This is a genomic window from Methylomonas sp. EFPC1 (assembly GCF_016925515.1).
Classification (GTDB): Bacteria; Pseudomonadota; Gammaproteobacteria; order Methylococcales; family Methylomonadaceae; genus Methylomonas; species Methylomonas defluvii.
Map to the genome: position 1 here is coordinate 4,913,173 of NZ_CP070494.1, position 10,479 is coordinate 4,923,651.

The 10,479-nt window shown below is 48.6% G+C and carries 10 protein-coding genes; 1 reads left to right on the forward strand and 9 read right to left on the reverse strand.

Going from position 1 to position 10,479, the window contains the following annotated elements; translation table 11 throughout:
- The first annotated feature begins 509 nt into the window (after window positions 1-509).
- Window positions 510-3,494, forward strand: coding sequence for a cytochrome c peroxidase (locus JWZ98_RS22620; protein ID WP_205452389.1), 2,985 nt, complete (start codon window positions 510-512; stop codon window positions 3,492-3,494).
- Window positions 3,495-3,973: 479 nt separating this feature from the next.
- On the opposite strand, the gene JWZ98_RS22625 is transcribed toward JWZ98_RS22620, so the two are convergent.
- The 9 genes from JWZ98_RS22625 to gmk all read right to left on the reverse strand — a co-directional run bounded on the left by JWZ98_RS22625 (window position 3,974) and on the right by gmk (window position 10,358).
- Window positions 3,974-5,317, reverse strand: coding sequence for a DNA recombination protein RmuC (locus tag JWZ98_RS22625; protein ID WP_240348147.1), 1,344 nt, complete (start codon window positions 5,315-5,317; stop codon window positions 3,974-3,976).
- Window positions 5,318-5,348: 31 nt separating this feature from the next.
- Entirely contained in the window at window positions 5,349-5,996 is a 648-nt protein-coding gene (locus tag JWZ98_RS22630; RefSeq protein ID WP_171697035.1) for a hypothetical protein, read from the reverse strand.
- Between the two features lie 187 nt (window positions 5,997-6,183).
- The gene (locus JWZ98_RS22635; protein WP_171697036.1) at window positions 6,184-6,453 is read right to left on the reverse strand and encodes a Txe/YoeB family addiction module toxin; all 270 of its coding nucleotides are present in this window, start codon (window positions 6,451-6,453) and stop codon (window positions 6,184-6,186) included.
- Window positions 6,434-6,706 (reverse strand): type II toxin-antitoxin system Phd/YefM family antitoxin, encoded by a 273-nt coding sequence (locus JWZ98_RS22640; RefSeq protein ID WP_171697037.1) that lies wholly within the window; start codon window positions 6,704-6,706, stop codon window positions 6,434-6,436. The genes JWZ98_RS22635 and JWZ98_RS22640 overlap by 20 nt, the downstream gene beginning before the upstream one ends.
- 176 nt (window positions 6,707-6,882) lie before the next feature.
- Window positions 6,883-7,401 carry a hypothetical protein gene (locus tag JWZ98_RS22645; protein WP_205452391.1) on the reverse strand — a complete coding sequence of 173 codons (519 nt, stop codon included), beginning with the start codon at window positions 7,399-7,401 and terminating at the stop codon, window positions 6,883-6,885.
- Window positions 7,402-7,530: 129 nt separating this feature from the next.
- The gene (locus tag JWZ98_RS22650) at window positions 7,531-7,779 is read right to left on the reverse strand and encodes a DUF1640 domain-containing protein (protein ID WP_205452393.1); all 249 of its coding nucleotides are present in this window, start codon (window positions 7,777-7,779) and stop codon (window positions 7,531-7,533) included.
- A 76-nt stretch (window positions 7,780-7,855) separates the two neighbouring features.
- A complete protein-coding gene (gene hemL / locus JWZ98_RS22655; RefSeq protein ID WP_205452395.1) occupies window positions 7,856-9,142 on the reverse strand; it encodes a glutamate-1-semialdehyde 2,1-aminomutase in 1,287 nt (428 codons plus the stop codon).
- A 143-nt stretch (window positions 9,143-9,285) separates the two neighbouring features.
- Window positions 9,286-9,726, reverse strand: a complete 441-nt coding sequence (locus JWZ98_RS22660) for a hypothetical protein (RefSeq protein WP_033157632.1) — start codon at window positions 9,724-9,726, stop codon at window positions 9,286-9,288.
- 17 nt (window positions 9,727-9,743) lie between these two features.
- On the reverse strand, window positions 9,744-10,358 hold the full coding sequence (gmk, locus tag JWZ98_RS22665) for a guanylate kinase (RefSeq protein WP_205452397.1): 615 nt from the start codon (window positions 10,356-10,358) through the stop codon (window positions 9,744-9,746).
- Window positions 10,359-10,479 lie beyond the last annotated feature (121 nt).

The following is a 10,479-nucleotide window of genomic DNA, read 5'->3' on the forward strand; positions in this document are numbered from 1 at the left end:
CAAGTTTAATCTCATGCGACCAACTTATCGAGGATAGAACTTACATCTACCGTTTACCCGTTTAGAAACAGAAATTTTTGATTCTGCTCGTGATCGACTGCAATTACATAAGCGTTAAAGCAAATCGACAGCACTTGCCGCAAGCTTGTCGAACCCCACATACTCTTTGAGGAGTCATTAGCTAACTCAACTTATTCAATGTTTCTTAAAATCCAGGATAGCTATCTAATCAGAACTTCCCTACATAAATCGTAGGCATTGTCTGATTTTTTTACAGTTGAAAAAATACCTTGGTCCAATTGCTAGTTAACATCTTAACTGATAAGAAAATTTGTCCTATCGGTATATTTATTGCTGTTCTCAATCCGAGCTGACCATTCTGGAACCGCTCAACATTCAATTTTTCAACTTCCTAACTAAATGATATGAATCAAAGCAATTGTACCCAGTTGCCGCTTGTCGACCAGCAATCGGCACCCCCGAGAACCAAAATAAATGCTCTTTCAGTTTTGGCGATCATTTTATCGACGTGCTATTTCCCCGCCACTCAGGCCGTGGTGTTTTTTTCCGACGATTTCGAGCGCACCACACTGGAACAGACTGCCGGTTCGCCGAACGGCTTCATTCAAGACCAAATGCCCAATAGTGCCTATCAGTATTTCCCCAAAACCCGGGTTTGGACTGCAGGCGACAATAATCTGGAATTGCTGACAAATGGTGCCTCTGGTGTCAACGCACACAGCGGCAGACATTTTGTCGAATTGGATACGTGGGCCAATTCCAGCATGTCCACCAAAGTTAAATTGGTCAACGGCCAACATTATCGTCTGCGGTTTCACAGCCGCTCAAGAAGCCTTTTCCAGTTGGGAGGCGGTTTGCGTGCCGCAGTGACAGCACCCAACTTTAACAGCGGTTATTTTTCTGTTGTAGGTACTAGCAACTGGACGGAGTGGCAGTTCCTGTTTTTGTATAGCGGCCCAACCGGCGAAGCTACATTAAGTTTTGAAGCCACTGGCACGTCTGATGGCATCGGCACCTTCCTAGATGACGTTTCGCTGGAAACTACGATTTCAGGGGATCCCAATACCCCTGAAGCCTTGACCGGCATCTTACCGCCGGCCACACCCGGCCTATTTGGCAATGAAAAAACCCGAACCGACATTGTCACCCCTATTGTTGTCGATAAATCGGCCGCGATTGCTCTGGGTAAAGCGTTGTTCTGGGAGCAAGGTGTTGGTAGTGATCAAATGGCTTGCGCCAGTTGCCACTTTCACGCTGGCGGTGATAACCGGGTAAAAAACCAGCTTTCGCCCGGCTTAACCCATGCTGCAGCAACAGGCACTACCTTTGAACCCACTTTGTCTGGCGCGCTCGGTGGTCCAAATTACACCCTGACTAAAGCCGACTTTCCCTTTGACCCTGCCAATGACGACACGGTGACCTCCTCAGGTACCTTCTCGGGTCAATTCTTCTCGACAATTGCTGACAGCAATAACGAGGATTGCGACCGCGATGTTTCCCCCATCTTCCATGTCAATGGCGTGGGTACCCGGAATGTCGAGCCGCGAAACTCACCAACCGTGATCAATGCCGCTTATAACTACCGTAACTTCTGGGATGGTCGAGCCAACAATGAGTTCAACGGTGTGTCGCCATTCGGTGCGCGCGACGTTGCCGCAGGTGTTTACATCAACGATAACCTAACCCGGAACGTGGATTTCCAACAGGGCACAAACAATTTCAGCGGCACTGTCGACACCTATCTCGACGCCAGCTTCAGGAATACAGCGTATGCGACCGCTACTTCCCTGTTAGTTGACGATGGCTCTCCCAATCAGAAAAACATTCTGATTCGTTTCGACGGCTTGTTTGGGAACGGTCCAGGACAAATTCCTCCCGGTTCGAAAATCGAAAGCGCGTCGCTGAAGGTGTTTGTGACCAAAACCGATGGTCTGGATTACGTCGGAATTAATCAAATGTTGGTGCCCTGGAGCGATACTTCGACCTGGAATTCGCTCGCCAGTGGTATTTCTACCAACAATGTGGAAGCCAGCAGCACCCAATTGTTCCGCTTGTCCGCAGGCGGTTCAGGAAACCAAAGTTTCGACAACTTGGCTTCATCACTTCAAGCTTGGTCCAATGGTGCGCCCAATTACGGCTGGGTGATTAACACGGGCTCAACAGACGCTGATAACTGGACTATAGCCAGCGCCCAAGCAGCCACCACATCACAACGGCCAAGACTGGTCGTGACCTACACGCCACCGGTCAAAATCGTCAAAAAACCGCTGAAATTGATAAACGCCTCTTTGGCGTCTCAAGCGGTGGGCCCGGTCGGTAGTGATTTTGAAATGGCTTGTCGGGCGCGTAAATTTGCCGACGTCGGGCGTAAGCTTTTGAATAGAAAGCCCTTGCAGTTCCAATCGATAGCGGCTGATGACAGCGTGTTGTCTGCTTTACCTACACTGTTGGGTGCCAATGGAACCTATAGCACCCTGATCCAAAAAGCCTTTGCACCCGCTTACTGGAACGGTGATTGCGGCAGCCAATGCGGTACGCCCAATACAGGGGTGGCGCCTAACGCGGCTTACAATCAAATGGAAGCCAATTTCTCGATGTATTTTGGTATTGCCTTACAGCTCTATCAAGAAACATTGATATCCGATGACAGCCGCTTCGACAAATGGAAACGCAGCTTGTACATCCCCACCACAGCCGAACGTAACGGTGAAGCGATATTCAACGGTAAGGGGGAATGCAATGCTTGTCATAAAGGGCCAACGATGTCCAACGCTACCAACTTGCAAACCAGTGACAATGTCATCGAAGGCATGTTGATGAAAAACAACCAGGTTGCGATTTACGATAAAGGCTTTTACAACATAGGCGTCGTTCCAACGGATTACGATATTGGCGGTGGCGGTTTGGATCCTTTCGGTAATACGCTGTCTTTGTCACGCCAGTATGTGCAAAGTCAGTTCGTCGACAGCTTTGGTGTTGAACCTTGTAAGTTTGACCAAGATAACGGCCTGTGCGCAGATAATTCGCCGGCGCGACGCGCTCAAAACACAGCTGTGGTAGATGGCGGCTTTAAAGTACCGACGTTGCGTAATGTGGAATTTACGGGACCGTACATGCATAACGGTAGCTTATCAACGCTGGAACAAGTGGTGTCCTTTTACAACCAAGGCGGCAACTTTGATAATCCGCAAAAACATCCGGATGTCAAACCGCTGGGTTTAACACCGCAAGAACAAGCGGATTTGGTGGCATTCATGAAAACTTTCACGGATCCCCGAGTCAGTTATGAACGCGCACCTTTCGACCACCCATCACTGACCATTCCGCATGGCCATGTCGGTAACGAGTTTTTCGTAACGGATGGTAATCAATTGGACCCAGCTCTGGGTGTGGATGAAAATCGCACTTTGCCTGCCGTTGGCCGGTTTGGCAAATCGGCTCCATTGCCTTCCTTCGAAAGTGGCTTGAAATAAACGACCGCTCAAATCTCTTCACCCACCGATTAAGGCTGGTGGAGAGATCCCATTCAAAAAGACATGGGCACGGGCTGATAAGCCTGTGCCTTTTTTATTTAAGCCTGCAACACTAGGGCTGCCCAGGGATTTTCCCTTTTTCCGAGTGTTAGTTCAATCTCCTACACAAGTCTGACGGCCCATCCCAATTGCATTTTTCCTATAGTTTGCAACAGCTGTTGAAAACCTGTTGTTTAAATAGCTATAAATTTGTGGATAAGTAGCCAAAGAAAACCTAATTTTTGGTTATCCCCAAGCTGTGAACAAGCACAATAGCCGATGCATAACAGCCTTATTTTTTAATAAGGTATTGAATTAAAAAATATAAATATGGTTTTCCACAGATTTTTTACAGCTAATAGTAATAATAATTTTAAGATCTTTATAAAGTTATTACTATTATTGCGCCCAGATTCTGGCCATTAAGCCCCCAAGAAACATCAATCTTCTGCGGATAGTTGTTCGGTTAGGCTTTTAGGCAGCTTTTTCTTAACTTTGACTCCCAATTCTTCTAAGGCGCTAGCTTGACGCAGCAAATTGCCGCTACCGCTACTGAGCTTGTTGACGATGCCGTCGTAGGTTTTTTGTACCGTGCTGAGTTGGTTACCCAGTTTTTCAATGTCTTCGACAAAACCTCTGATCTTGTCGTACAGGCTGCCGGCTTTATCGGCGATCAAGCGGGCGTTTTCGTTTTGTTGTTCGTATCGCCAGATGTTTTGCACGGTGCGCAAAGTCGCCAACAAGGTAGTCGGGGTGACGACGACGATTTTGTGCTCGAAAGCATCGTTAAACAATTTTTCGTCTGCCTGGAAAGCTGCCATAAAGGCGGCTTCGATGGGCATGAATAGCAACACGAAATCCAAGGAGCGCAGGCCTTTCAGGCTGGAATAATCCTTGTCGCTCAAACCCTTGATGTGATTGCGCACGGCTTCGGTGTGTTGTTTCAAGGCTTCGATACGTTGATTATCGTCTTCCGCCGAGCAATAGCGCTCGTAGGCCACCAATGAAACTTTGGAATCGATGATGACATCCTTGTTTTCCGGTAAGCGGACGATGACATCCGGTTTGAACAGGCGGTTGTCTTCATCGCGAAACGCGCCTTGGGTTTCGTATTCGATACCTTTGCGTAAACCGGATTGTTCCAAGACTTTTTCTAGGATCATCTCCCCCCAATTACCCTGGGTTTTATGATCGCCTTTCAAGGCGCGAGTTAGGTTCAGCGCGTCCTGATTCATCTTCGCGGTATCGCGGCGTAGCGAGACGATTTCCTCGCGTAAGGAAATGCGGTCTTTGGTTTCGTTATCGTAAACGCTTTCGACGCGGCTTTTGAATTCACCGAGTTGTTGCTTAAGTGGTGCAACCAAACTTTCGATACTGACTTTATTGTGTTCGGTAAATTGCTTGCCGCGTTCTTCGAAGATCTTATGCGCCAGATTCTCGAACTGGGTTTTTAACTGATTTTCCGCATCTTGCAGTAGGCGGATTTTCTCGGCGTTGCTTTTGTGTTGTTCTTGCTGACGCGCGTTGAGATCCGCGTTTTCGGTTTTCAACTCCAACAATTGTTGCTGTAGCAACTGCAACTCGGATTCTTTTTGCGCCAACAGCAAAACCCGCTCTTCCGCCACGGCCAATTTAACGGCTTGTTGCTGGACTTGCTGTTGCTGATGCTCTAACTGACTTTGCAATTCGCGCTGCCGCTTACCGCTCAGCCAGGCGCAAGTCAGGTAACCAAGCAAAGCCGCCAACGGTATTGCCGCCAGTGCCATCCCTATTTCTGTTTCCATCGAAATCCTCTTAATAAATCAAGCAGACGGTTTACCGCGGCTTGATCGACAAATCCCCAATCGTAAAACCAATGTCAAAGCCCTTGCCTTTACCCATCAACACCAGGGAAATTTCGCCACGGGTCAATACTTGCCTATCCACCGAGTTTTTAATACCAAAGTGATTACCCAGCGAAATGTAATCGCCAAAAATTTCGCTGATATATTTCACATCGGTGAAATGGCCTTCGCCTTCAATAACCGAATAGCCAATCGTAAAACCTATGCTTTTTGAGGACAGCTTTACCGCTGCCTTTTGGCCATTACGGCAGGTGATTTCGCCAGTACCGTCGTATTGCTTATAAGCCAGCGAAAAGCCCTCCATCTTGTAGGTCATGCTGCAGGTACCCAGTTTCTTTTCGCCAAACTGCTCGTTAAAGTCAATCTCGGCCTGGTTAGGCTGGCCGGTATCAGTGGTTTCCGGCGCGGCCGGTGTTGCCGGTTCCGATGGCTTTGGAGACGGTGCGTCGGTTAGCGGATGGGTAACAAAATCGGCGTGGCTTATATTGGAAAACCCGACAAGTAGACAAGCAACGTAAAGTAGTATCCGACCAGAAATCTTATACTTGGCTGAGTTAATCAGGATTAGGCTATAACCCTGTTTCTTTGGAGTTGGCAAGTGGGTTGGCTGCTTATTCATCTATTTCGTCCAAATCAGTTAGACACGGAATATACGATTTGGCCAGAGAGCACAAATCGTTGGTTTTCAAAGCTGGGAAAGCCTGCTTTGAGTTATCAGGAGAGATTGTAGGCTTGGGATTAGCGGGTGGGAATGGCGAAAATCAAAATTGTACCGCCGAGCGATGGCGACGCTCAGATACTGACTTTCAATGTTGGTCGTAATGTCCGCCGATAGCAAAAATATAAATGCAGTTATCGTCGAACTTATAAATCAGCCGGTCTTTATGCGAAATTCGCTTGGACCAAAGTCCGGAAAGATTGTGACGTAAGGGTTCCGGTTTGCCCAAACCAGTTGCGGGATCACCGCGCAGCATTTCCTTGAACAGTTTGCAAAGCGCTTTGTGTAAAACTTTGTCTTTGTCTCTCAGCGCTTCGTAGACAACCCAAGTGTTACCTTCAAATGCCAGCGATCTCAATGAATTGCTCTTCGCTTGGTCGGTAGCCTTGCTGTTGAGTGTGTGTGGCGGCGGAAGCAGCGATTTGTGCCATCAGGTTGGCGTTTTGCAGCACATAAAGCGTTTCCTGCTCCCGTTCCCAATCGTCGGCGCTGATAACCACAAACGCTTCTCCAGCTCGGCGGGTGACTTTCAGCGGCTCGTGATTATCGACCACTTGCTCGACGTAGCTTTTTAAATTGTCCCGAAATTGATTGACGCTGACAGTTTCCATAATGGCTTTCTCCTGTACGGAAGTTCCGTACCATTATAGGATGAAAGTCGTTATTGGGCTACGGCTATGAATGATGCTAGCCACTCAGCTATTCGCTATGTCAGAAAAAACAAGGTTTGGTAGGTGCGGTTAGCGGAGCGTAACCGCACAAAAATAATAGCTTTACATGCCTTCGGTTAGAACGATATTTCAGTGCTATCCCATTGAATTGACTTGATATACATAGCCTCAGAGCTTTCTAGTGCTATCTCAGTATACGGTAAGTGTAATTTTTGATTGTTGTCCAATGACCTAAAACAAAGCCAAGTTCCGTTATTGGTAACAGCTATGGAAATGCTTGGTAAAGGATCCTCTATACCTGAAGCATTCCTAACAAAGATTTTCGGTGAGAACGCCGCTCCATTGGGGCCGACAAATTTCGGCGGTACCACCCCATTTGGACCGAATACTGCGTCCGCAACCACATATGGCTCAGCTGGAAGCACGCAAACAGAATCATAATCGTTCGGGGTTCTTATATGTTCTGGGTTTTTGATTGACACCCGTGTGTTCGCGGGGATCTGAAGTGGCCCACTTACCACGCCATATTCAAACTCACGAGAGCAGCCAATAAGAGTTAAGGTAACAATTACAGCGAAATAGATGTAGGGATTATAGTGATACATAAGCCTAACAAGTAATTTAAAGGTTTTCATACATTACTCGGACACCACAATCTCACAACGCTTTAAACACCTCCGCCGCCGCCTGCAAATCCTCCTTGGTATGCGTCGGTCCGTGGTGCTATTAGCAGCGTGTATACCGCACGAACGATGTTAGGCTATTCAAGCCAAAAGCTTGGCAAGCAGCGGCATGACTTCGGCGGCAAATACCAAGCCGAGCATCCATTTGACGATCAATAAATCCGATTTGACCGGCGCTAGCTCGATTTGCAAATCCTTTTTGGTGAGCGGATCGGCTTCGGTTTGGGAGTCGCGAAAAGCTTCCGATACAGCCTCCGCCTGTTTTTCGTCAAAACCGGCTTCTTTCAACTTACGCGCAAATTTGTGAGTATCAAAAGTCACACTAGCCATTGCATATCCCCTTTCAATTTGCCTGTCAGTGTACCAGAATTCAATGAGTTTTCAGGGGTTTGAACATACGCTACATTCAATCCAACAAGCACTTAAACACCTCCGCCGCCGCATCTACCGTTGCCTGCAAATCTTCATCCGAATGCGCAGCAGAAACAAACCCAGCTTCAAAAGCCGATGGAGCCAGGTAAAAGCCTTTGTCCAACATCCCATGAAAAAATCGTTTAAAGCGATCAACATCGCAAGCCATGACTTGGGAAAAACGGCTAACCAATTTTTCATTGCTAAAGAACAATCCAAACATACCGCCAACCTGGTTAGTGGTGAAGGCGATGCCGGCCTGATCGGAGGCTGCTTGCAGGCCTTGCAGCAGGGTTGCGGTTTTAGCGGTCAGGGCGTTATAGAAGCCGGGCTGATTGATCAGTTCCAGGGTTTTCAAGCCGGCGGCCATCGCCACCGGGCAGCCGGACAAGGTGCCGGCTTGATAAACAGGGCCCAGCGGCGCCAGATATTCCATGATTTTGCGGCTGCCTCCGAAAGCGCCGACCGGCAGGCCGCCGCCGATGATTTTACCCAGTGTGGTCAAATCCGGTTTAACGCCGTACAGGCCTTGCGCGCCTTGCAAACCAACGCGGAAGCCGGTCATTACTTCATCAAAAATCAACACGCTGCCGTATTGATCGCAAACCTCGCGCAAAGTTTGCAGAAATCCCGGCTCGGGCGGAATGCAGTTCATGTTGCCGGCTACCGGTTCGACGATGATGCAGGCGATTTTGTCGCCCAGTTCGGCGAAGGTGCTGCGCACCGCATCGCTGTCATTGTAAGTCAGGGTTAGGGTGTCGGCAGCGACGGAGGCCGGCACGCCGGGTGAACTGGGTACACCAAAGGTCAACGCACCGGAACCGGCTTTGACCAACAAGGAATCAGAATGGCCGTGGTAGCAGCCTTCGAATTTAACGATCTTGTCGCGGCCGGTATAACCGCGCGCCAGGCGCAATGCGCTCATGGTGGCTTCGGTACCGGAGCTGACCATCCGCACCATGTCTATCGACGGCAGCAGTTCACAAACTGTTTGCGCCATCAGCGTTTCGATTTCGGTGGGCGCACCAAAACTCAAACCTTTTTCGGCGCTGTGTTTAACCGCGTCGATTACGGCCGGATGTGCGTGTCCCAAAATCATTGGTCCCCAGGAACCGACATAATCGATGTAACGCTTGCCTTCGCTGTCGTAAACATAAGCGCCGGCTGCGCGATCGAAATATACCGGCGTGCCGCCAACACCGCTGAAGGAACGCACCGGCGAGTTGACGCCGCCGGGAATGTATTGTTTGGCTTGAGAAAATAATTCGGAAGATTGGGTCATTGGGGGAATGAAAGATTGGATAAATCGGTAGGTTGGGTTTACCCTGAATAAGCTCGATAGAGGGTAACCCAACATTTAAGGCCGACGTGTTGGGTTACGGCTAACGCCTTTTATGCCCTTTCGGGCAAACCCAACCTACATCGTTATTGCGGTTTGCCAAACAAATGCGGGCCTTTCGGCTGCGGTTTGTTTTGCAAACAGAAATACGCCGCAGCATCGAATTTGATCTGCAAGGTGTGGGTGTCTTCGTGGTCTTCCAGGTATTTCTCGGCATCAATTTCCGATAGATCTTTCATGATGTGTTCGGCGATACAGTCGCAGCTTTCTTGGAAGCGTTTTTCGTCGACGTCTTTGTTATTCGAGTTTTTCAGTTCCCGCGCGACGCATTTGGCTGAAAACTCTTTTTCGAATTGACGTTTCTCGGGTTCGGTCGCTTCGCCGCTATCCACGCGATGGACAGCTTTTTTACTTGCAGACGGGGCACTGGCTTTGGGTGTTTCCGCTTCATCACTGGAGCAGCCGGCAAGGGTCAACGCCGAAACAATCAGCGTGGCAAACAGATAAGACGTTTTTCTAGTTTTCATAAGTGTTGTTAGTTCTATTAGTTAAGTAAATCTTGCAGCAATGCTGCCAAGGTTTTTTGTTGTTGATTTTGGGTTAAGCGGTTTGCGGTCACAATGCTTTTTAATTGCTGCAACGCCAGACTGAAATCGTCGTTAACGATCAAATAATCGTACTCCGGATAATGGCTCATTTCCGTCACCGCATCGCGCATGCGCCGGGCAATCACTTCAGGATTATCCTGACCGCGATTTTGCAAACGCTGGCTCAATACCTCGATAGACGGCGGCAGGATGAAAATCGACAGGCTTTCCGGCAACATCCTTCTGACTTGCTGAGCGCCTTGCCAATCGATTTCCAAGATCACATCCAGCCCTTTAGCCAGATTATCTTCTACGGTCTGTTGTGCTGTGCCATAAAAGTTGTCGAACACTTGCGCATGCTCTAAAAAAGCTTGCCGCTCGATCATGGCTTTAAAAGTCTCGACCGAAACAAAGAAGTAATCGACGCCATCCTGTTCGCCACTGCGCATAGCTCGCGTCGTGTGGGATACCGACACGGCCAGATCGTCCATCTCGGCAATCAGTTGTTTAACAAGACTGGTTTTGCCTGCCCCGGATGGTGCGGAAATAATATAAAGTTTGCCCGAAATCATGTGTAGTAATGAGGGTAATCCATGCGGCCGTCATTCTTTTCTGATAACGTCCACAGAGTCAAGCCCTAAGCGGTCACTGTGGTATCATGCAAGGCCTTTCTAAGCCCCTTCTTGAATGCCG

What these genes read in the sequence shown, in the direction of transcription:
- JWZ98_RS22625 (WP_240348147.1), bottom strand. Translation starts at nt 5,317, where the DNA reads ATGGAAACAGAAATAGGGATGGCACTGGCGGCAATACCGTTGGCGGCT.
- JWZ98_RS22630 (WP_171697035.1), bottom strand. Translation starts at nt 5,996, where the DNA reads ATGAATAAGCAGCCAACCCACTTGCCAACTCCAAAGAAACAGGGTTAT.
- JWZ98_RS22640 (WP_171697037.1), bottom strand. Translation starts at nt 6,706, where the DNA reads ATGGAAACTGTCAGCGTCAATCAATTTCGGGACAATTTAAAAAGCTAC.
- JWZ98_RS22645 (WP_205452391.1), bottom strand. Translation starts at nt 7,401, where the DNA reads ATGAAAACCTTTAAATTACTTGTTAGGCTTATGTATCACTATAATCCC.
- JWZ98_RS22650 (WP_205452393.1), bottom strand. Translation starts at nt 7,779, where the DNA reads ATGGCTAGTGTGACTTTTGATACTCACAAATTTGCGCGTAAGTTGAAA.
- hemL (WP_205452395.1), bottom strand. Translation starts at nt 9,142, where the DNA reads ATGACCCAATCTTCCGAATTATTTTCTCAAGCCAAACAATACATTCCC.
- JWZ98_RS22660 (WP_033157632.1), bottom strand. Translation starts at nt 9,726, where the DNA reads ATGAAAACTAGAAAAACGTCTTATCTGTTTGCCACGCTGATTGTTTCG.
- gmk (WP_205452397.1), bottom strand. Translation starts at nt 10,358, where the DNA reads ATGATTTCGGGCAAACTTTATATTATTTCCGCACCATCCGGGGCAGGC.